21 protein-coding genes are annotated in these 20,718 nt (G+C 72.8%); 11 read left to right on the top strand and 10 right to left on the bottom strand.

Annotation, left to right across the window (positions count from 1 at the left end; all coding sequences use genetic code 11):
• Window positions 1-36: 36 nt before the first annotated feature.
• The 4 genes from WBQ80_RS11870 to WBQ80_RS11855 all read right to left on the bottom strand — a co-directional run bounded on the left by WBQ80_RS11870 (window position 37) and on the right by WBQ80_RS11855 (window position 4,112).
• Window positions 37-885, bottom strand: a complete 849-nt coding sequence (locus WBQ80_RS11870) for an aldo/keto reductase (RefSeq protein WP_336571771.1) — start codon at window positions 883-885, stop codon at window positions 37-39.
• Between the two features lie 95 nt (window positions 886-980).
• On the bottom strand, window positions 981-2,468 hold the full coding sequence (locus WBQ80_RS11865) for an ATP-binding protein (protein ID WP_336571772.1): 1,488 nt from the start codon (window positions 2,466-2,468) through the stop codon (window positions 981-983).
• Window positions 2,469-2,634: 166 nt separating this feature from the next.
• Window positions 2,635-3,036: a type II toxin-antitoxin system VapC family toxin gene (locus WBQ80_RS11860; protein WP_336571773.1), complete on the bottom strand. Its 402-nt coding sequence runs from the start codon at window positions 3,034-3,036 to the stop codon at window positions 2,635-2,637.
• A 26-nt stretch (window positions 3,037-3,062) separates the two neighbouring features.
• Complete coding sequence (locus WBQ80_RS11855) at window positions 3,063-4,112, bottom strand: LacI family DNA-binding transcriptional regulator (RefSeq protein ID WP_336571774.1); 1,050 nt, start codon at window positions 4,110-4,112, stop codon at window positions 3,063-3,065.
• Window positions 4,113-4,271: 159 nt separating this feature from the next.
• Here WBQ80_RS11855 and WBQ80_RS11850 point away from each other — a divergent pair, with 159 nt between their 5' ends.
• The 4 genes from WBQ80_RS11850 to WBQ80_RS11835 are packed head-to-tail and all read left to right on the top strand — an operon-like array spanning window position 4,272 to window position 9,137.
• A complete protein-coding gene (locus WBQ80_RS11850) occupies window positions 4,272-5,723 on the top strand; it encodes an APC family permease (protein ID WP_336571775.1) in 1,452 nt (483 codons plus the stop codon).
• The gene (locus WBQ80_RS11845; protein WP_336571776.1) at window positions 5,720-7,375 is read left to right on the top strand and encodes an amidohydrolase; all 1,656 of its coding nucleotides are present in this window, start codon (window positions 5,720-5,722) and stop codon (window positions 7,373-7,375) included. Before WBQ80_RS11850 ends, WBQ80_RS11845 begins: the two co-directional genes overlap by 4 nt.
• A 47-nt stretch (window positions 7,376-7,422) precedes the next feature.
• Window positions 7,423-8,673, top strand: coding sequence for a flavin-dependent oxidoreductase (locus WBQ80_RS11840; protein WP_336571777.1), 1,251 nt, complete (start codon window positions 7,423-7,425; stop codon window positions 8,671-8,673).
• Entirely contained in the window at window positions 8,670-9,137 is a 468-nt protein-coding gene (locus WBQ80_RS11835; protein WP_336571778.1) for a DUF3237 domain-containing protein, read from the top strand. The genes WBQ80_RS11840 and WBQ80_RS11835 overlap by 4 nt, the downstream gene beginning before the upstream one ends.
• A gap of 6 nt (window positions 9,138-9,143) precedes the next feature.
• Here the strand turns inward: WBQ80_RS11835 and WBQ80_RS11830 are convergent, their stop codons facing one another.
• Together WBQ80_RS11830 and WBQ80_RS11825 are read right to left on the bottom strand one after the other, a co-directional pair.
• On the bottom strand, window positions 9,144-9,881 hold the full coding sequence (locus tag WBQ80_RS11830) for an aspartate/glutamate racemase family protein (RefSeq protein WP_336571779.1): 738 nt from the start codon (window positions 9,879-9,881) through the stop codon (window positions 9,144-9,146).
• A 67-nt stretch (window positions 9,882-9,948) separates the two neighbouring features.
• Entirely contained in the window at window positions 9,949-10,890 is a 942-nt protein-coding gene (locus WBQ80_RS11825) for a LysR family transcriptional regulator (RefSeq protein ID WP_336571780.1), read from the bottom strand.
• 71 nt (window positions 10,891-10,961) lie between these two features.
• Between WBQ80_RS11825 and WBQ80_RS11820 the strand changes: the two genes are divergently transcribed.
• Window positions 10,962-12,698, top strand: coding sequence for an L-aspartate oxidase (locus WBQ80_RS11820; protein WP_336571781.1), 1,737 nt, complete (start codon window positions 10,962-10,964; stop codon window positions 12,696-12,698).
• A 121-nt stretch (window positions 12,699-12,819) separates the two neighbouring features.
• Complete coding sequence (locus WBQ80_RS11815; protein ID WP_336571782.1) at window positions 12,820-14,019, top strand: NAD(P)/FAD-dependent oxidoreductase; 1,200 nt, start codon at window positions 12,820-12,822, stop codon at window positions 14,017-14,019.
• Between the two features lie 90 nt (window positions 14,020-14,109).
• Here WBQ80_RS11815 and WBQ80_RS11810 read toward each other — a convergent pair whose 3' ends face one another.
• A complete protein-coding gene (locus WBQ80_RS11810; protein ID WP_336571783.1) occupies window positions 14,110-14,328 on the bottom strand; it encodes a hypothetical protein in 219 nt (72 codons plus the stop codon).
• Between the two features lie 84 nt (window positions 14,329-14,412).
• On the opposite strand from WBQ80_RS11810, the gene WBQ80_RS11805 reads away from it, so the two are divergent.
• The 3 genes from WBQ80_RS11805 (at window position 14,413) to WBQ80_RS11795 (ending at window position 16,616) form a co-directional block, all read left to right on the top strand.
• A complete protein-coding gene (locus WBQ80_RS11805) occupies window positions 14,413-15,351 on the top strand; it encodes an alpha/beta fold hydrolase (RefSeq protein WP_336571784.1) in 939 nt (312 codons plus the stop codon).
• A complete protein-coding gene (locus WBQ80_RS11800) occupies window positions 15,348-15,518 on the top strand; it encodes a hypothetical protein (protein ID WP_336571785.1) in 171 nt (56 codons plus the stop codon). The genes WBQ80_RS11805 and WBQ80_RS11800 overlap by 4 nt, the downstream gene beginning before the upstream one ends.
• A gap of 132 nt (window positions 15,519-15,650) precedes the next feature.
• Window positions 15,651-16,616 (top strand): NAD-dependent epimerase/dehydratase family protein, encoded by a 966-nt coding sequence (locus WBQ80_RS11795; RefSeq protein WP_336571786.1) that lies wholly within the window; start codon window positions 15,651-15,653, stop codon window positions 16,614-16,616.
• Between the two features lie 6 nt (window positions 16,617-16,622).
• Here the strand turns inward: WBQ80_RS11795 and WBQ80_RS11790 are convergent, their stop codons facing one another.
• Window positions 16,623-17,489 carry an AraC family transcriptional regulator gene (locus WBQ80_RS11790; RefSeq protein ID WP_336571787.1) on the bottom strand — a complete coding sequence of 289 codons (867 nt, stop codon included), beginning with the start codon at window positions 17,487-17,489 and terminating at the stop codon, window positions 16,623-16,625.
• Between the two features lie 145 nt (window positions 17,490-17,634).
• On the opposite strand from WBQ80_RS11790, the gene arr reads away from it, so the two are divergent.
• On the top strand, window positions 17,635-18,042 hold the full coding sequence (gene arr, locus WBQ80_RS11785) for an NAD(+)--rifampin ADP-ribosyltransferase (protein ID WP_336571788.1): 408 nt from the start codon (window positions 17,635-17,637) through the stop codon (window positions 18,040-18,042).
• Between the two features lie 15 nt (window positions 18,043-18,057).
• Here the strand turns inward: arr and WBQ80_RS11780 are convergent, their stop codons facing one another.
• Together WBQ80_RS11780 and WBQ80_RS11775 are read right to left on the bottom strand one after the other, a co-directional pair.
• Entirely contained in the window at window positions 18,058-19,119 is a 1,062-nt protein-coding gene (locus tag WBQ80_RS11780) for a sensor histidine kinase (RefSeq protein WP_336571789.1), read from the bottom strand.
• A 10-nt stretch (window positions 19,120-19,129) separates the two neighbouring features.
• On the bottom strand, window positions 19,130-19,825 hold the full coding sequence (locus WBQ80_RS11775) for a response regulator transcription factor (protein ID WP_336571790.1): 696 nt from the start codon (window positions 19,823-19,825) through the stop codon (window positions 19,130-19,132).
• A gap of 270 nt (window positions 19,826-20,095) precedes the next feature.
• Between WBQ80_RS11775 and WBQ80_RS11770 the strand changes: the two genes are divergently transcribed.
• The gene (locus WBQ80_RS11770; protein ID WP_336571791.1) at window positions 20,096-20,596 is read left to right on the top strand and encodes a M15 family metallopeptidase; all 501 of its coding nucleotides are present in this window, start codon (window positions 20,096-20,098) and stop codon (window positions 20,594-20,596) included.
• The last annotated feature ends 122 nt before the right edge of the window (window positions 20,597-20,718 follow it).

Raw genomic sequence — 20,718 nt, 5'->3', positions numbered from 1 at the left:
GATGCCGCTGGGCGCTCGATTCGGGCCGTCGCCGGGTCAGGGGCGGAGCCGCACCCCGCGGGATCGCAGGTCGTCGGTGAAGGCCTGTCGGAGGTCGTCGTCGACGGCGAGCCCTGCCGCGGCGAGCGAGTCGAGCACCGACTCCACGCGCGTGGATCCGATCACCGGCCAGGCGCCGGGCATCGCGTCGAGCATCGCGGCGAGCGCCGCTCGGTGCACGGAGACGTCGCGTGCCCGGGCGAGGGCGGCGACGCGGGGCACGTGCGTGGCGAGCGGGTCCGCCCGGGGTCCGCCGAACGGGGCGTATGCGAGGAAGGGGATGCCCGCGTCGATGCAGTAGCGGTACTCGGCGGCGGGGTCGATCCCGAGGGCGAAGCGGTTCTCGACGGCGTCGAGCGCCGTGATGGCGCGGGCGCGGTCGAGTTGCTCGATCGAGGCGTTCGAGAGCCCGATCGCCTCGACGACGCCCTCGTCGCGCAGGGCTGCGAGTTCGCGCACCGAGGCGTCGAGGTCGTCGACCCGGTCGGCGCGGTGCAGGAGCAGGAGCGAGGGCGGGGCGCCCAGGACCTCGCGACTGCGCAACGCGTCGGCGCGCACGCGCTCGGCGCTGCCGTCCGAGTCCCAGGCGGCGCGCCCCAGGCGGAAGTGCCCGGCCTTGGTGATGATCGGCAGGCCCGGGGACTGCGCCCGGGCCGCCTGCGCGATCCGCTCGCCCGCAGCGTCGTCGTCGACCGTCGCGTAGGCGCGGGCGGTGTCGATCGCCGCCACCCCGGCGCCGACCGCCGCGCGGACCACCTCGAGCGCTCCCTCGAGCGTGGCGCCCTCCTTGAGCACCAGGGAGGCCACGCCGAGCACGACGCCGGGGGCGTGCAGGACGAACCCCATCAGCCCGCGCCCTCCGCCGGCGCACGGGACGACCGCTGCGTTGTCGTCATGATCCGAGGGTAGGGGAACCCGGGTCGGATCGGCCGGGCGGGGCGCTACCAGGTGACGGTGAGCGTGGTGCCCTGCCCCGGCTGGGAATCGATCCGCATCGCGCCGGGGAGCTCCCTCGCCCGGTCCCGCATGCTCACCAGGCCGTAGCCGCCCGACGCGGCGCTCGATCCCACCGCGAAGCCCGAGCCGTCGTCCTCGATGGTCAGGCGCTGCTCGAGCTCGTCCTGCGAGAGGCGCACGCGGATGTGCCGGGCGCGGCCGTGCCGCACCGCGTTGACGACCGCCTCCCGCATGATCCGCAGCAGGTCGTGCCGCTGTTCGGGGTCGACGACGATCGAGTCGTCCACGTCGACCTCGAGGTCGACGTCGTGCCGCTCCGCGAGCTCGCGCGCCGCGCGGTGCAGGACGAATCCGAGCGGTTCGTCGTCGAGGCTGCCGAGCGCGTTCACGGCGGCCCTCGCCTCGTCGAGCGCGCGCATCGCGGCATCCGTGATCTCGCCCTTCGCCCTCGTCTCGCCCGGGAGCATCGACGACGCGATGCGGATGAAGGTGAGCTCCTGCAGCAGGCCGTCGTGCAGTTCGCGGGCGAGGCGGCGGCGATCCTCGGTGACCGCCATGTGCGCCTGCGCGCGCCAGTAGATCCGCAACTCGCGCAGGGCGCCGACGAGCAGGAGCGCGTAGCCCGCGGTCCGGAGGAGGTCGCCCGTGTACAGCCAGTCCGTGTACAGCGACGGGTAGAGCAGGTAGTTGAGCCGCGCGAAGCCGGCGAGGACGCTCGCCGGGGCCAGCCATCGCAGGAGCTCGTCGTCGTTCCGGGCGGCCTGCCTGGTCACGACGAGCGAGGCGGCCAGGAAGCAGACGGCCGCGATCGAGAGCCCGGCGAGGAAGGCCGGGTGTCCCTCGAGCATGGGCGCGGATCCGGAGTCGCCGGCGAGCTCCTGCGGGAGGGCGACCGGCAGCACGCCCTCCATCGCCCAGAGCACGGTCGCCACGAGGACGATGAGGAGCACCGGTGCGGCGACCGACCAGCGACGGAGCCATCGGGGACCCGGGCGATCCCCGACGAGCGCCGCGACGAGCACCACGATCGAGCCGATCACGCGCAGGGCCAGCGGCAGCCAGACGTCGAGCCGGCCGTCCCGGATGCCGAGGATCTCCTGGACGGCGTAGGTGACCACGAGGCTCGCCAGGCCGAGGATCACGAGCCCCACGCAGAGGAGCCAGTCCTGGAGCCGCTGGCGTCGGACGTAGCGATTGTGCAGCAGGTAGGCGACGAGGAGGGCGATGCACGCGTCGACCGAGTCCAGCACGAGGTGCAGCGATCGGTTGGGGTACCCGACCGCGAGGGACGGGTTCAGGAGCACCCAGGCGGTGATCGCGATGCAGGCCACCCACGTCGCCGCGGTCAGCGCCGGCCAGGAGAATGCGTTCGGTCGTGAGGAGGCGGATGCGGTGGATGCGGCCGCGCGCTCGGGTCCCGGCGTGCGCGGCGCGTCGCCATGAGGTGTGGACGCCTCGACGTCGTCACTCACGAACGTACCCCCCGGTTCGCTCGGTCGCGGCGGCGACGCCGCGTACTGGGGCGAGTCTACTGCCGGGTGCGCCGGGAGCGATCGGACGGCGCGCGCTGCCGAACGTCTTCGGGTCGCGGGGCCCGGGCCGGCCGAGGACGGCCCGGTCCCGCGGCGACGTCTCCGCTCAGGGGAGGAGGAGCGCCTCGAACGGCGCGACCGCGACGACGCCCTCGGCGTGGCGCGCGAGGCCCGGGTCGAGGGCGACGAGGGCGTCGGCCTGCAGCCTGGCCACGGCGAGGAACTCGGCGTCCGCCGTGTCATCGAGGTCGAGCTGCTCCGCGAGTTCCCAGGCCACCGCCCGTGAGACGCGATCGCCGAGCAGCCGCATACGGAGCGACGCGAGCCGCTCGAGCCGGACGCGAGCGGCATCGCGGCTCAGGTCGCCGCGACGGACGGCGCGGTACAGGAGCGAGAGCACCTGCGATCGCAGCACGTTCGGCGCGACGAGCTCGTGGCCCTCGGCGACCGCCACGTCGTCGGCGACGAGCCGCAGTGCCGTGTGGGCGTCGATCGCGAACCGGGTCATGACACGCTCCGTCGGGGGCGGCCGCCCTATGGACCGGGCTCGCGCCGGCGGCGCGTCGACGCCTCCGGCAGGGTCGAGGCGCGCTCGTGGTACTCGAGGTCGAGCATCTCCGTGAGCGGCCCGCCCTCCGCCGCCCGCGGGACGCCCCCGTCGAGGAGGGAGACGAGCAGTCGGCCGGCGCGCAGGCCGGCCTCCCGGGGCCGCAGGTCGAGTGCGCTGATCGGCGGCTGGACGATGGGGAGCGTCGCGCCGTCGACGTACGAGACGATCTGGATGTCCTCGGGCACGGCGCGGCCGAGTTCGCGGAGCGTCGAGAGGATGCCGACCGCGAGCCCGTCGGGAACGCAGACGATGGCGTCGACGTCGGGTCGGGCCGCGAGGAGCCCGTCGACGATGCGGTGCAGCTCGGTCGCGGCGGGCACGCCGACGAGGGGCAGGAACGACAGCCCCACGCCCTCCGCGGCGGACCAGGCCGCGGTCGCGTCGTGCACGGCGCTGACCCAGGTCTGGTCGATGTCGGGGATCAGGACGACGATCGACTCGGCGCCGCCGCGGCGGAGGCGGTCGAGGAGCAGCCGGGTCGCGGCGGCGTGGTCGGCGGTCACCGAGGCGGTGGGCGCCGGCACGCCGGGCGGCACGAGCTCGGACGTGACGACGGGTCGTCCGGTCGTGAGGATCGCCCGAGCGAGCTCGTCGTGACCGTCGACGTCGGCCATCACGAAGCCGTCGACGTGGAGGCTTCGCGCCTTGCCCGGCGGGAAGTCGCCCGGGATGAGCGAGACGGTGAGCTCGCGGTCGTTGGTCGCCTCGACGACGCCGAACGTGAAGTTCATGTAGTAGTCCATGAAGCGCAGCCCCTGGGGCAACCAGAGCCCGATCGACCCGGCGCGAGCGCGGCGGAGGTTCCGCGCGCCGCTGTTGGTCGTGAAGTCCAGCTCCGCCGCCGCGGCGGCGACGCGTGCTCGCGTCTCGGCCGAGACGCGACCCCCTCCGGAGAGCGCCCGCGAGGCGGTCCCCCGTGAGACTCCCGATCGGTCGGCGACGTCCTGCAGCGTCGCCGGGCGTGTGACGGCCATCGGCGCCTCCCCTCCGGCTCGATCCTAGTGATGGGAATCACGGTACGGACATCTTTGCACAATCGATTGCGCATTCGTCCGGGATGAGGCAGACTCAGCGCAGTCACCCCGTCGCCCACGTCGGTCGGCACGGGTCAGCATTCAACGAAGGAGTTGCTCGTGACCCTGGATTCGACCCTCCTCGACGACGAACCGAAGACGGGAACGCTCAAGACGGCGGCACTCGGCACCTGGGGGGTCGTCTTCCTCGTGGTCTCGGCCGCGGCGCCGCTCAGCGTGCTCGCCGGGATCGGACCGCTCGCCGTCCTCATCGGCGGCGTCTCGGCGCCGCTGGTCTACGCGATCGCGGGCGTCGTGCTCGCGGTGTTCTCGATCGGGTTCCTCTTCACCGCCCGCAACCTCGCACCGATGGGCGGCTTCTACACCTACATCGCGGTCGGGCTCGGCAAGGTCGTCGGGCTCGGCGCCGGCTTCCTCGCCTGGGCGTCGTACAACCTGCTGCAGATCGGCCTGTGGGGCCTGTTCGGCGTGATGGCCGAGGGCATGCTCGCCCAGGTGTTCGGCGTCCTGCTGCCGTGGTGGGTGCTCGCCGTCGTCGGCGCGGTGCTCGTCTTCGGGCTCGCCGCGGCCGGGGTGGATGTCGGCGCCCGGGTCCTCGGGGTCCTGCTCGTGCTCGAGACGGCGCTGCTCGTCGTCCTCGCCGCCGCGATCCTGGGCGCGCGCGCCGGCGACCTCGGCTTCGGGACCTTCGCGCCCGAGAACATCTTCACCCCGAGCATGTTCGCCGTCCTGGGCTTCGGGTTCGCGGCGTTCATGGGCTTCGAGTCGACGGTGCTGTACCGCAACGAGACCCGCGACCCGGTCCGCTCGATCCCGCGCGCGACCTACATCGCGGTGGCGTTCCTGGCGGTGTTCTACACGGGCACGCTCTGGCTGGTCATCCAGGCCTTCGGCGACGCCGCCGTGCAGGGCGTCATCGCCGAGGACCCGGCGGCGTTCTTCTTCACCGCCATGGGACGGTACGTGGGCGACTGGGGGGTCGCGGCGATGTTCATCCTGATCGTGTCGAGCATCTTCGCCGGCCAGCTCGCGTTCCACAACGCCATCAACCGCTACAGCTTCGCGCTCTCGCGCGACGGCATCCTGCCGTCCTTCTTCAACCGCACCAACCGCTTCGGCGCCCCGTGGCCGGCGGGCCTGCTGCAGACCCTCGTCGCCATCGCGGTCGTGCTCGCGTTCGGCGTCGCCGGGCTCGACCCGCTCACGCAGCTCGTGATCCTCGTCAACTCCCCCGGCGTGTACGGCATCATCACGCTGCAGCTGCTCGCCTCGATCGCGGTGCTCGTCTTCATCCTCCGGAACCCGCAGCTCGAGCGGAAGTGGTACGTGCTGCCGGCGGCGATCTTCTCGATCGTGGCGATGGCCGTGCTCCTGGCGATCCTGGTCTCGACCATCGACTACCTCACCGCGGCCGGGCCCGCGATCAACGCGGTCATCCTCGCGGTGGTGCCGATCGTGCTCGGCGCGGGGATCGCCTACGCGATCGCGCTCCGCTCGAGGCGGCCCGACCGGTTCGCGTCGATCGGCGGACAGGGGGCCGAGGCGGCATGAGCGGCAACCGGATCGCCGACACCGTCGTCATCGGCGGGAGGGTCGTCACGATGGCCGACGCGGAGGTCGCGCCCGCGGGCGTCACGGGCATCGCCGTCGCCGGCGGGCGGGTCGTCGCCATCGGCGAGCGCGGCTCGCTCGGGGAATGGATCGGCACCGGCACGAGGGTGATCGACCTGCCGGGCGCGACGATCCTCCCCGGTTTCGTCGACAGCCACATCCACCCGGTGTTCGGTCTCGCGCTCACGCGCGGCGCCGACCTCACGGGCTGCCGCACCCTCGCCGAGGTCGGGCACCGGCTGCGGGCCGAGGTCGCCGCGCTCGGCGACGACGACTGGCTCCTGGGCTGGGGCCTCGACCCGAACGCGTTCGAGGGCGCCGAGCTCACGAACCGGGTGCTCGAGGCGGCGGCGCCGGGCCGCCCGGCGTTCATCCGCCTGTTCGACGCGCACGCCGCGCTCGCCTCGACGCGGGCGCTCGAGATCGCCGGATGCCGCGGCGACGAGCGCTTCACCGACGGGTCCCGGGTCGTGACCGACGCCGACGGCAGGCCGACCGGATACCTGCTCGAGCTGCAGGCGATGGCGATCGTCGAGCCGTTCGTCCCCGAGCTCACGTTCGACGAGCGGGTCGACGGACTGTACGACGTGCTGTCCCACATGGCCCGGGCGGGCTTCACGAGCGGGCAGGTCCAGGACCTCGCACCCGGCACGATCGAGCTCCTTCGCGCCATCGAGGAGACCCGCGACCTGCCCGTCAGGCTCCGGATGTCGCCGTGGTTCGAGCCCGGCACCGCGGTCGACGAGGTCGACCGCCTGGCCCGGCTCCAGGGCACGCGCGGGCGTCGGTGGGTCGTCGGCGGCGTGAAGCTCATGATCGACGGCACGATCGACAACGGCACCGCGTGGCTGCACGAGCCGGACTGCCTCGGCGAGTCGACGAAGTCCCTGTGGCTCGACCCCGGGCAGTACCGCGAGGCGCTCGCCGAGCTGGACCGCCGCGACATCCCGACCACGACCCACGCGATCGGCGACGCCGGCATCGACTACGTCGTGCGCGCCATCGCGGGGCTGCCGCACCGCCGCGCGACGCACCGGGTCGAGCACATCGAGACGATGACGGATGCCGCGCTCGAGCTCTTCGCGTCCTCCGGGATCATGGCGAGCATGCAGCCGACGCACTGCACCCTCTTCACGAGGGCGGACGGCAGCGACAACTGGTCGACCCGGCTCGGCGGCGAGCGCGCCGCGCGGGGCTTCCGCACGGGCGACCTCGTCCGCGCGGGCGTGCCCCTGGCGCTCGGCTCGGACTGGCCGGTCGCTCCGAGCGACGCGGTCGGGATCCTCGCCGACGCACAGCTCCGGCGGCCGCACGACGACCCCGGAGCCGCGCCGGTGACCCCCGACCAGGCGCTCGGCCCCGTGGATGCGCTGCGCGGCGTCACGCGGCATCCGTTCACGACGATCGGGGAACGCGGCGGGGTGCTCGAGGTCGGCGCCGTCGCGGACGTCACGGTGCTCGACCGCGATCCGCTGACGACCGACCCCGACGAGCTCGGACGCGCGGACGTGCTGCTCACGCTCGTCGACGGGCAGGTCGTGGTGGATGCCGCGGCCCACGCCTCGGCCGTGCTCGAGTCGTCTCCGCACTAGCCCCAGATCCCACCGGGCCGACGTCCGGACCACGAAGGAGTTGTCACATGCGCATCGTCATCGCCGGCGCGGGCATCGGCGGCCTCGCGACCGCACTCAGCCTCGAGGCCGCCGGCTTCCGCGACATCCGCATCTTCGAGCGCGCCGACCGGATCCGCGGGCTCGGGGTCGGCATCAACCTGCTGCCGCACGCCGTGCGCGAGCTCACCGAGCTCGGGCTCGCCGACCAAGTCGCCGCCCTGGGGGTCGCCCCGTCGACCCTGAGCTACCACAACCGCCACGGCCAGTCGATCTGGAGCGAGCCGCGCGGGCTCGTGGCCGGCTACCGGTGGCCCCAGTTCTCGGTGCACCGCGGCCGGCTGCAGCTGACGCTCCTCGAGGCCGTCGCGGAGCGCCTCGGCGACGTCGTGCACCTCGGCCATCGGCTCGTCGGCATCGCCGACGGCGAGCGCACGGCCACGGCGACGTTCGCGACCGCCCGCGGCCACGTCGAGGCCGAGGCCGACGTCGTGATCGGCGCCGACGGCATCCACTCGGCGCTGCGGGCACTGCGCCACCCTGACGACGGCGAACCGGTGTGGAGCGGCCTCACCCTCTGGCGCGGCACGGCGACGATCGCCCCGTTCCTCGATGGCCGCACCATGGTCATGGCCGGCGACGGCGATCAGAAGTTCGTGGCGTACCCGCTCGAGGAGCCGCGACCCGACGGTCGGCAGCGCGTGAACTTCATCGCCGAGCGCCGCGGCGCCGGAAGCCCCGACGTCGACTGGAACCGTTCGGTCGACCCCGCTCCGATCGTCGAGCTGTTCCGGGACTGGCGCTTCGACTGGCTCGACGTCCCCGCCGCGATCGCCGCGGCCGACGGGATCCTCGAGTACCCGATGGTCGACCGGGACGCGCTGCCGCGCTGGAGCTTCGGGCGCACGACGCTCCTCGGGGACGCGGCGCACGCCATGTACCCGAACGGCTCGAACGGCGGGTCGCAGGCGATCCTCGACGCGCGCACCCTGGCGTTCCAGCTGGCCACCGCGCCGTCGCCGGAGGTCGCGCTCGAGGAATACGACCGCATCCGCCGCACCGCCACCGAGCGGCTCCTCGAGCTCACCCGGCGGACCGGCCCCGAGCAGGTCATGCTGCTCGCGCACGAGCGCGCACCGCAGGGGTTCGACGACATCCACGACGTCATCCCGCGGTCCGAGCTCGAGCGGATCGCGGCGGACTACAAGGCCGCCGCGGGCTTCCACCCCGACGCCCTGAACGCCCGGTCCTCCCTCACCGTCGCGCTGGAGCCCCGATGACGCACGCACCCGCCGTCCCGGCGCTCGAGGCCGCGTTCGACGTGCTCGTGCGGCTCGGTCCGCTCGCCGACCACGGCCGCACTCGCGCCGGCCATCGGCGCGTCATCCCGATCGTCGGCGGGCGGGTGACCGGCCGAGTGGACGCCGAGATCCTCCCCGGCGGCGCCGACTGGCAGGTCGTCCGCGACGACGGCGCGATCGAGGTCGACGGCCGGTACACCGCGCGCACGCCCGACGGTTCACTGCTGTACCTGCAGGTCCATGGCATCCGCACGGGGCCGCCCGAGGTCCTCGAGTCGCTGCTGCAGGGCCGCGACGTCGCGCCCGAGCAGTACTACTTCCGCACCGCCGTCACGATCGAGACCGCCTCCGAACCGCTCGCGCACCTCGAGCACGCCCTCTTCGTCGCCTCGTGCGTGCGGGATGCCGACGCGGTGCGCTACACCGCGTACCGGGTGACCTGACGCGGGTCAGATGAATCCGTCGTACGTGCGACGGACGACGCTCGAATGGATCCAGTCGATGAGGGTGAGGTAGTCCCAGACCGGCAGGCCGGTGGCATCCTGGACCGGCTTCGCGTACGGCGGCATGTCGCTGCACTCGAGCAGCAGGCCGCCGATCCCGGGGTGGTCCTGGACCAGCCGCACGGCGGCGCCGACGACCTCGTCGCGCACCTGCTCGAGGTCCATCCAGCCCTGGTCCTCGAGGATCGCGCCGCGGAACCCGGGGCTGTGCTCCATGCCGGCGACGACGATCGGCGCGTCCTCGCCGATGCCCACGGCGGTCAGCACCGCCTGGTCGAGGCTGCTCGCCTTCGCGCACAGGATGCCGAGCTCCTGCTGGGGCTGCAGCGCGCCGAGCAGCATCGGGACCTGGCACAGGCTGGACAGGAAGACGGGCACGGGAAGCGCCTCGGCGAGTTCGCGCTGGAAGCGGGCGAAGTACCCGCACGCCCCCACGATCGCCCGGCAGCCGTCGTCGACCAGCTCGCGGGCGGCGGCGAGGATGGGGTCGAGCAGCGTCGGGTCGCCGCCGATGAGCCGGGGGCTGTCGGCTCCCTCGACGACCTTGAACCGCACCGGGTAGGCGTACGACGACGCGTTCGCCACGTTGCCCGGGATGATCGGATACCCCGTGTTCAGCAGCAGGATCCCGATCGCGTGCCCGGCCATCATCTGCGCAGCGGGTTGGTGGATGATCGTGCCCATGGCGCCCCCTCGCTCGCGTCGCCGTCGACGGCCGGACTCGTCCACCGTACAAGCCGACCGTCCGAAGTCAGCCGCCGGAGCCCGCGAGACGCATCGTCTCCCCCGCCCGCCCGGCGAACGCGGTCGCGGTCTCGGCGATGGTGCGCTGCATCACGTCGACCGCGGCGGTCATGGCCAGGTCCGCCGGGCGCGCGAGGCTGATGGTGCGGGTGAGCGTCGGCGCCTCGAGCCGCACCGACCGTAGGCCGGGGCGATCGATGAGCACCATCGCGGGCACGATCGCGACGCCGAGCCCGCGCTCCGCGAAGCGCAGCACCGCGTCCATCTCGGCGCCCTCGAGCACGACCTCGGGCGTGAGGTCGGCGGCCCGGAACGCGGCATCCGTCGCACCCCGCAGGTCGTAGGTCGAGCTGAAGACGACCTGGGGCAGGCCGGCCACCACCCGGAGCGGGATCGCACTGCCCTCGCTGATCGGCGGCGCGGCGGCGGATGACACGACGACGAGCTCCTCGACGAGCAGGGGCGTCACGGTGAACCGTTCGGCCGCCGTGGCATCCGTGGTGGTGATGAGGGCGAGGTCGAGCTCCCCGCTCGCGAGCTCGTCGAGCAGCCGGCGCGAGCCCTGCTCGGAGAGGTGCAGTTCGATGGCCGGATGCTCGTCGTGGAACGCGCTGAGCACCTCGGCGACGAGGCTGATGCACAGAGTGGGCGTCGCACCGAGCCGCACGCGACCGCGCTCGAGGCCCGCGAGTTCGGCGAGCTCGCGGCGCACCGACTCGGCGTCGGCGAGCATGCGCCGCGCGAGCGGCAGCAGCGACTCCCCCGCCGCCGTCAGCGTCGAGCCGCCGCGGGCCCGGTGGAACAGCTCGGCGCCGAGGCTCTGCTCGAGCGCGGCGATCTGGCGGCTGAGCGACGGCTGCGACAGGTAGAGCTCCTCGGCGGCGCGGGTGAAGTTGCCGAAGCGCGCCACCTCGACGAAGGACCGGAGCTGTTCGAGGTTCACGTCCATAGCCTAAGCGCATGGCGGTGACGCACAAGATGCATTGGACGCATCGCTACCACGCACCTACCGTGGAACGCATGAGTACCGCAGAGCGCCAGATCTCCACGACCGTCCTCGTGATCGGCACCGGCGGGTCGGGCCTGCGCGCCGCCATCGAGCTCGCCGAGGCGGGCGTCGACGTGCTGGCGCTGGGCAAGCGCGCGAAGTCCGACGCGCACACCGCGCTCGCCGCCGGCGGCATCAACGCCGCGCTCGCCACGATGGACCCCGACGACAGCTGGCAGCAGCACGCCGCCGACACGCTGAAGGAGAGCTACCTCCTCGCGAACCCGCACACCGTCGAGATCGTGACGAAGGGCGCGGCCCGCGGCATCCACGACCTCGAGCGCTACGGCATGCCCTTCGCCCGCGAGGAGGACGGCCGCATCTCGCAGCGCTTCTTCGGCGCGCACAGGTATCGCCGCACGGCCTTCGCGGGCGACTACACCGGCCTCGAGATCCAGCGCACGCTCGTGAACCGGGCCGCGCAGCTCGGCGTTCCGATCCTCGACACGGTCTACGTCACCCGCCTCCTCGTCAACGACGACGGCGCGGTCTTCGGCGCCTACGGCTTCGACCTCGAGGACGGCACGCGCTACCTCATCCACGCCGACGCCGTGATCCTCGCCGCCGGCGGCCACAACCGCATCTGGCGCCGCACGTCGTCGCGCCGCGACGAGAACACGGGCGACTCGTGGCGCCTCGCGGTCGAGGCGGGCGGCCGGGTGCGCGACCCCGAGCTCGTGCAGTTCCACCCGTCGGGCATCCTCGAGCCCGAGAACGCGGCCGGAACGCTCATCAGCGAGGCGGCCCGCGGCGAGGGGGGCATCCTCACCAACGGACTCGGCGAGCGCTTCATGTCGAAGTACGACCCCGAGCGCATGGAGCTCTCGACGCGCGACCGCGTCGCCCTCGCGGCGTACACCGAGATCAAGGAGGGCCGCGGCACCCCCAATGGCGGTGTCTGGCTGGATGTCTCGCACCTGCCCCGCGAGACGATCATGACCCGCCTCCCCCGCGTCTACCAGACGATGCTCGAGCTGCAGATGCTCGACATCACGACGCAGCCGATCGAGATCGCGCCCACGGCGCACTACTCGATGGGCGGCGTGTGGGTGCGCCCCGACGACCACGGCACCGACGTCCCCGGCCTGTACGCCATCGGGGAGGCGTCCTCGGGCCTGCACGGCGCGAACCGCCTCGGCGGCAACTCGCTCATCGAGCTGCTCGTGTTCGGACGCATCGTCGGGCAGGCCGCGGCCGCGTACTCGCGCGGGCTCGCCGCGCAGCGCCGCTCGTCGGCCGCGGTGCAGGCGGCGCGCGCCGAGATCGACGACCTGCTCGCCGCGGACGGCGCGGAGAACGTGCGCGCCCTGCAGCGCGCCATCCGGAACACCATGACCGAGCACGCCGGGGTCGTGCGCGACGAGGTCGGCCTGCGCACCGGCCTCGCGGAGCTCGACGCGATCGAGGACCGCATGCGCGACGTCGGCGTGCACCCCGACCTCGCCGGCTACCAGGACCTGGCCCACGCCTTCGACCTCAAGTCCGCCGCCCTCGCCGCCCGCGCGACCCTCGAGGCCGCGCTCGAACGACGCGAGACCCGCGGATGCCACAACCGCAGCGACTACCCCGACACGGATGCCGCGCTGCAGGTGAACCTCGTCTGGTCCCCCTCGACCGGCATGACCCGCGAGGAGATCCCGCCGATCCCCGAGGAGATCGCCGCGCTCATGGACCGCGAGGTGTCGGTCGCGGGCAAGCTGCTCGAGTAGCCGGCGGAGCCGGGCCGCCCGCCCCCGAGCACGCGCTGCGGATCGGGTCAACGGGTCGCCGCACCCGCGGTCGACGCCTAGTGTCGGTGATCCGTCAGGTCCTGGATCCGGGAGGGGTGACATGACCCACCACCACATCGCCGTCATCGGAGGGGGCAACGCCGGCCTCTCGGTCGCGGGCCGGCTCCGTCGCCGCGGGATCGACGACGTGGTGGTGATCGAGCCGCACGAGGAGCATCGGTTCCAGCCGCTCTTCTCGCACGTCGCGGGCGGCGTCGCGCGGATGCGCGAGGCGGTGCGCCCCCAGGCCGCCGTCATGCCGGAGGGCGTGGGCTGGATCCGCGAGACCGTCGTCGACATCGATCCCGTCGGTCGCCGCATCGCGTTCGAATCGGGCGGGAGCCTCACCTACGACCACGTGGTGGTGTGCCCCGGGGTGCAGCTCGACTGGGAGGCCGTGCCGGGTCTCGCCGAGGCACGCCGGACCCCCGCGGTCGCGTCGCACTACGAGTACGAGCTGGTCCAGAAGGCGTCCCGGCTCCTGCGCGACCTGCGCAGCGGCACGGTGGTGTTCACGCAGCCGCCGGGCACCGCGAAGTGCGCGGGCGCGTCGCAGAAGCCCATGTACCTCGCGTGCGACTACTGGCGCGCGACCGGGGTGCTCCGCGACATCCGCGTGGTCATGGTCGTCCCCGACCCGACGGTGTTCGGCATCCCGGAGATCGATCGCGAGCTCGAGCGCAAGATCGACGAGTACGGGATCGAGCTGCGCTGCGACACCGAGGTGCGCTCGGTCGACGGCGAGCGTCGAACCGTCGAGATCGGTCCGGTCGGCGGTCGCGGGGGCGGTGAGCGCGTGCCGTACGACGTGCTGAACGTCGTGCCGCCGCAGTCCGCGCCCGACTGGCTGAAGGCGACCCCGCTTCCGGCGGAGGGCGACCCGGACGGGTTCGTCGAGGTCGATCCCGAGACGCTCCGCCATCGGCGCTTCGAGAACGTGTGGTCGCTGGGCGACGCGGCGGCGACGCGCAACTCGAAGTCGGGCGGCGCGCTGCGGAAGCAGTCCAAGGTGCTCGCGACCAACCTGATCGCGGTGCTCGACGGACGCGAGCCTCGGGCCCGCTACGACGGCTACACCGTCTGCCCGTTCACGGTCTCGCGGTCGACGGTCGTCTTCGCCGAGTTCGACGACCGGTACCGCCTGAAGCCGACCGTCCCGTTCTGGCGCACGCTGTCGCGCGAACGTCGCCTGTCGTGGCTCTTCGACCGGCGCATCCTCCCCTGGGTGTACTGGCACATGATCCTGAAGGGGCGGGCCTGACCTCCGGGTCACGGCGGGACGTCGCAGGTCGATGGCGCGCGGCGCGCGGCGCGCGAGCGCCCTCCGGAACGCTGAACGGCGCCGGAGGTCTCAGTCGCCCGGTCGGAACGTCAGCCCCTTCTCGGCCAGAGCCTCGGCCAGGATCCGGATCGCCTTCGGCCCGACGCCGTGGATCGCCAGGAGCTCCTGTTCCGAGTAGCTGCTCACCCGCGCCAGCGAATCGATGCCGGCCGCCTGCAGCGCGCGGGGCGCGGTCCGGCCCAGTTCGTTCGGTAGGTCGCCGACCGGTCGTACGTCCGGTGCGCTCATCGTCCCTCCTCTCGTTGCGACATCGTGCCAGAACCCGACGACGGCACCCTCGCGTCGAGGGTCGGCCGCCATTAGGATCTCCCGGTGCCCCCCTTCGACCCGACGGCAGCCGTGACTCCCGTCACCGGCGTGACTCCCGGCGGCATCGCGTTCGATCGCGCCGCGTCATCCGGGGCGCCCGTCGTGCTGCTGCATGCGGGGATCGCGGATCGCCGCATGTGGGATGCGCAATGGCCGGAGCTCACCGCGGCACGCGCGGCCGTGCGGCTCGACCTGCGCGGGTTCGGCGACTCGGCGACCGAGCCGCAGGGCGAGTGGTCGCACGCCGACGACGTGATCCAGACCCTGCGGCACCTGGGCATCGCGCGCTGCCACCTCGTGGGAGCGTCCTTCGGTTCCGGAGTCGCGGTCGAGGTCGCGCTGACCGCGCCCGAGCTCGTGGAGTCGCTGCTGCTCTGCCCGCCCGGCGGGAGCCTGCTCGCGACGATGACGCCCGACCTCCGGCGCTTCTTCGACGCCGAGAACGACGCCCTCTCCCGCGGCGACCTCGACGCAGCGGTCGAGGCGAACGTCGACGCCTGGGTGGTGGGCCCACGGCGCAGCGCGAGCGAGGTCGACCCCGGCATCATCACGGCGGTGCGGACGATGCAGCGCCGGGCGTTCGACCTCGCCGAGTCGTGGCGGGCGATCGCGGCGACCGAGCTCGACCCGCTCGCGCTCGACCGACTCGGCGACCTTGCTGTGCGCACCCTGGTGATCGTGGGCGGGCACGATCTCGACACCACACAGGATGCCGCGTCGCGGGTCGTCGCCGGCATTCCCGGCGCACGGCGAATCGACTGGCCGGATGCCGCGCACCTGCCGTCGCTCGAGAAGCCGCAGACCTTCCTCGACCTGCTGCTCGAGTGGACCGCGGCCGGTCCGAACCTCATCCCGACGAGCGGCGCGACCGGTTCGATGCGGAACCATCCGCCTCACGGGGGAGGCGGACCGGCTCGCGAGGCCCCAGACTCCCGGGCATGAGCAGCACTCTCTTCACGCCGGGAGCCGACGTCGTCACCCCGGACGGACGCGGCGCCATCGTCGACGTCCGGGCCACGCCATCCGGCAAGTTCGTCTTCGGAGTCGAGGATGCCGACGGCGAAGTGCGCTACTTCACCGAGAAGGCGCTCCGGCTCGCGCCGAGCTAGGAGCGCGCCGGTGGGGTGCCCGCTCCGCTCCGCGCGGCAGCGGGTTCGGCCGGTCGCCGTCTCGCCGGGGGCCTTGTTACGCTCGCACCGGGCGACGCCTCGGAATGTGCACGCCCAGCGAGGGAGCTCGGCATGGGCGACATCCACGTGATCTTCGGCACGGGTCCGGTGGGGCGGGCGACCGCCCGCGCGCTGCTCGACCGCGGTCACGAGGTGCGGCTCGTCAACCGGCGGGGCCGCAGCGCGCTCGACGGCACCGCCGAGGCGGACGCGCTCCGCGAGGTCGAGGTCGTCGCGGGAGATGCGACCGACCGGGAGGTGGCGACGCGCGCGGCCCGCGGCGCGGCATCCGTCTACCAGGCGCTGAACCCGACGTACGACCGGTGGGTCGCGGAGTTCCCCGCGATGCAGGCCGGCGTGCTCGGCGCCGCCGAAGCGGTCGGCGCGCGCTTCGTGAGCATGGACAACGTCTACTCGTACGGCCGGCCGAACGGTCGCCCCCTCACCGAGCGGAGCCCGGAGCAGCCTCACACCACGAAGGGCCGGCTGCGCAAGCGGATGGCGGACGAGGTGTGGGCCGCACACGCGGAGGGCCGGGTCGAGGCCGTGAGCGGGCGGGCCTCCGACTACTACGGGCCGGGCGGCGGCGAGGCCTCCCCGATCGGCGACCGGGTGCTCGCGGCCGTCGTGGCCGGCAGGCGGGCGATGCTGCTCGGCGACCCCGACCAGGTGCACAGCTACACCTTCATTCCCGACATCGGCAACGCCCTCGCAGAACTCGGCACGCGTGACGGGGTGACCGGCCGCGCCTGGCACCTGCCGAACGACCCCGAGCCCTGGACGAGCCGCGCCATGGCGGCGGAGTACTTCCGGCTCGCCGGAGCCGAACCCCGGATCGGCGCGCTCCCGAAGATCGCGCTGCGCCTCGCGGGCCTGTTCGACCCGGTCATCCGCGAGATCATCGAGATGTCGTACGAGTTCGAGGAGCCGTTCATCGTCGACTCCGCCGACATCGCCGCGCTCGGGCTCACCGCGACCCCGATCCCCGAGGCGCTCGCGCAGACCTACGAGGCGTACCACGCCGCGCGGCCGGCCTGAGTGCGCTCAGGCCCGCTCGACCGGCAGCCACAACTCGGTCGTCGCGGTGCTGAAGTCGGCCGCGCGCTCCAGCACGGCGACCATCGACGGGCCGGGCCGGAGGCGCCACGGGTTCGACGGCAACCAGTCGGAGGCGGTCGCCGCCCACGTCGCCTGGAGTGCCGCGGGGTAGGCGCCCGAGGTGCGGAACACCGCCCACGCGCCGGCGGGAACCTCGATCACGTCGAGGTCCTCAGGCACGGACGTCCCGTCGGCGACGGCGACACCGTGCAGGTAGGTCAGTTCGCTGCCCTCGGCGTAGTCGGGATCGACGTCGTCGCTCACCTGCAGCAGCCCCGTCGGTTCGGTGTCGCCCAGCTCCTTCAGGCGGGCGTGCTCCCCCGCCGGCAGTGCGGCGATGTGCGACTGGATGTGCGGGTTGGGCCCGTCGTGGATGAGCGGCACGCGCGCGGCGTGACCGACGAGGCGGAAGGCGGGTCGATCGGCGATGCGAGTGTCCATTGGGGTGTTCCCTTCGATCGTCAGGCGGAACCTGAGCTGCGGTTGACTGCGAAGGGGTCCACCGTCTCGGCGCACGTCGCCGGGAGCGACGCCGTGCACCGAGCGGAACGCGCGGCCGAAGGCCTCGGTGGAGCCGTACCCGAATCGCACCGCGACGCCCAGCAGGTCGCGACCCGCGAGCACGTCGGATGCCGCGACCGTCATCCGCCGTCGTCGGATGTACTCCGACAGCGGCATTCCCGCGAGCGACGAGAACATCCGGCGCAGGTGGTATTCGGTCGTCCCGGCTTGGCTCGCCAGCCCGGTGAGGTCGATCTCCTCGGTCAGGTGCTCCTCGATGAACTCGACGAGTCCGTTCAACGCTCCGATCACGGTGACCCCCTTTCGACCTCCAGCCTGCTCGTCGCGCAGGGCGCGCACCCGACTCTCGAGGATCGGTCCGATCGGTTCGATTCCGGACGCGGCGGAGGTGGTGACCCGCGGGTCGGACGTGACCGGGGCTGCCTAGGCTGTCGGCGTGACCCCACCGCTGGACGACGGGCCGTTCTACCACGGCACGAAGGCCGACGTGCGGCCCGGTGACCTGCTCACGCCCGGGTTCCGCTCGAACTACCGGCCCGAGATCGTGATGAATCATATCTACTTCACCGCGACGCGCGACGGCGCCGGTCTCGCCGCGGAGCTCGCCTCCGGCGACGCTCCACCGCGGGTCTACCTCGTCGAGCCGACCGGACCGTTCGAGGACGACCCGAACGTGACCGACAAGAAGTTCCCGGGCAACCCGACGCGCTCGTACCGGAGCGCATCGCCGCTCCGTGTCGTCGGCGAGGTCACCGACTGGACGCGGCTGACCTCCGAGGCGCTGCAGGAATGGCGCGACCGGATCGCGAAGATCGATGCCGAGCGGGGCGAGATCATCAACTGATCCGGCAGCCGCGCGTCACCTGCGCGCCGGCAACTCCACGCGCGCGGTGAGCCCGCCGCTCGGCCGCGGCGCGAGCGCGAGCCGACCGTCGTGCGCCTCTGCGATGCTCTTCGCGATCGCCAGGCCGAGGCCGACGCCCGCGCCATCCGCGTGGATGCGTTCGGTGCCGCGCCGGAACGGCTCGGTCAGCGTCGCGACCAGCCCCGCGCTCAGCTCGGGGCCGGTGTTCTCGACGCTGAGCACCGCCCGCGAGTCGCGGACGCCGGTGACGATCCAGACCGTACCGCCCTCGGCGAGGTTGTGCACGATCGCGTTGTGCACGAGGTTCGTGGTCAGCTGCAGCAGCAGCGCCCGCGAGCCGACGGTCGGGGCGGGAACGCCGGTGGCCCGGATGGCGACGCCCCGCCGTTCCGCGAGCGGCAGCAGGGTTTCGGCGGCCTCCTCGGCCAGCAGCGAGAGATCGACGTCCTCGCGGGTGAAGGAGCGTCGGTCGGCGCGGCTCAGGGTGAGCAGCGCCTCGGTGAGGCTGATCGCCCTGGCGTTGACGGCGTGGAGGCGCTCGACGAGCTCGGGCGTGACGCTGTCGGGATCGTTGCGGGCGACCTCGAGCAGGGTCTGCGTGATCGCCAGCGGGGTCCGGAGCTCGTGCGAGGCGTTGGCCGCGAAGCGCCGCTGCTCGGCGACCTGCGCCTCGAGGAGGGCGAGCATCGAGTCGAAGCTGTCGGCGAGCTCACGGAACTCGTCGTCGCGGCCCTCCAGCTCGATGCGATACGAGAGCGATCCGTCCGCGGCCCGGCGCGTGGCATCCGTGATCTTCGTCAATGGGGCGAGCATCCGGCCGGCCAGGAGCCATCCGCCCAGCAGGCCGAACAGCAGCAGGAAGAACAGCACCCACGCCGCCGGCGGTGCGAACGCCCGGATGAGGTCGTCGCGGCCGGGGACGAACCCGTCGATGGTCTGGATGGCGCGGGTGGGCACGTATCGGAGGAGGAACAGCCACACCACGGCCAGCAGCAGCACTCCCGCGACCATGAGGAAACCCGCGTAGCTCAGCGTGAGCCGGAGGCGGACGCTCATGCCGGGAGCCCTAGCCATGCTCGTCGCCCGCCGCCCCGTCGTCCGGTCCGGTGTCGATGCGGTAGCCCACGCCGGGCACGGTCGCGATCACCCACGGCTCGCCGAGCCGCTTGCGCAGCGCCGACACCGTGATGCGCACGGCGTTCGTGAACGGGTCGGCGTTCTCGTCCCAGGCGCGCTCGAGCAGCTCCTCGGCACTGATGACCCCGCCCTCGGCGGCGACGAGCACCTCGAGGACCGCGAACTGCTTGCGGGTGAGGGCGACGTAGCGGCCGTCGCGGTACACCTCGCGGCGGAACGGGTCCAGCCGCAGGCCGGCGATCTCGCGCACCGGCGGGCGGCTGTGCGCGCGCCGGCGGTCGAGCGCCCTGAGCCTGAGCACGAGCTCGCGCAACTCGAACGGCTTGGTGAGGTAGTCGTCGGCGCCGAGCTCGAACCCCGAGGCCTTGTCGTCGAGGCGATCGGCGGCGGTGAGCATGAGGATCGGCATCCCGCTGCCCGACGCGACGATGCGCTCGGCGATCTCGTCACCGGACGGCCCGGGGATGTCGCGGTCGAGGACCGCGATGTCGTACGCATTGACATCGAGCAGCTCGAGCGCGGCGTGCCCGTCGCCGGCGATGTCGGCCGCGATCGCCTCGAGCCGGAGCCCGTCGCGGATCGCATCCGCCATGTACGGCTCGTCCTCGACGATCAACACGCGCATGGGCTCATGCTACGAACCGCCGCATATCGCCGGCATATGGAAACCCGCATACGCCCTGGCAACACGCCCGCGCGTTGACTGGCGGGCATGCATCGGAACCGACCTGTCAGCGCAACGACGTACCGGATGCGGCGGCGTGCCGTCGCCGGTCTGCCGGCTGTGGTTGCGGTTGCGGTTGCGGTTGCGGTTGCGGTTGCGGTTGCGGCGATCGCGAGCACGGCCGGCTTCGCCGCTCTCGCCTCTTCGTCGTTTGCCTCGCCTTCCTCGACGGTGACGGATGGCGCGGCGCCGCCGCTGCCCGGTGAGGCTCATGGCGAGCTCGACGACTCGGGTCGCCTGGGCGACGGGGTGTCGGTCTTCGACTTCGGGATCGCCGCAGTCGACAACCTCGACCCGGAGCTGCTCGCCGCGCTCCGCCTGGCGGCGAGCGACGCGGCCGTCGACGGAGTCGAGTTCGTGATCAACAGCGGATGGCGCTCCCCGGAGTACCAGGACGCGCTCCTGCGCGAGGCCATCGCCGAGTACGGCTCAGCCGAGGAGGCGGCCCGCTGGGTCGCGACCCCCGCGACCTCGCCGCACGTTTCGGGCGACGCGGTCGACCTCGGGCCATTCGATGCCACGCGGTGGCTGTCCGAACGCGGGGCCGCCTACGGCCTGTGCCAGATCTACGACAACGAGCCCTGGCACTACGAGCTCCGCCTCGAGGCCGTCGAGCACGGTTGCCCGACGCCGTACGCCGACCCCACCGAGGACCCGAGGATGCAGCAGTGACCGGCGATCCAGAACTTCGGATGTCGCGGACCGAGCGCGCTCGTCTCCCCGCTCGCCGTTCGGCGGCGGGCGGCGGTCGCCGATGGCTGGGTCGGGCTGTTCGTGTCCCCTCGCCCTGCTCA

The organism is Agromyces sp. CCNWLW213, assembly GCF_037199545.1.
Classification (GTDB): domain Bacteria; phylum Actinomycetota; class Actinomycetes; order Actinomycetales; family Microbacteriaceae; genus Agromyces.
Note: the sequence above shows the minus strand (reverse complement) of the source record. Positions and strands in the feature narration are given on the sequence as shown.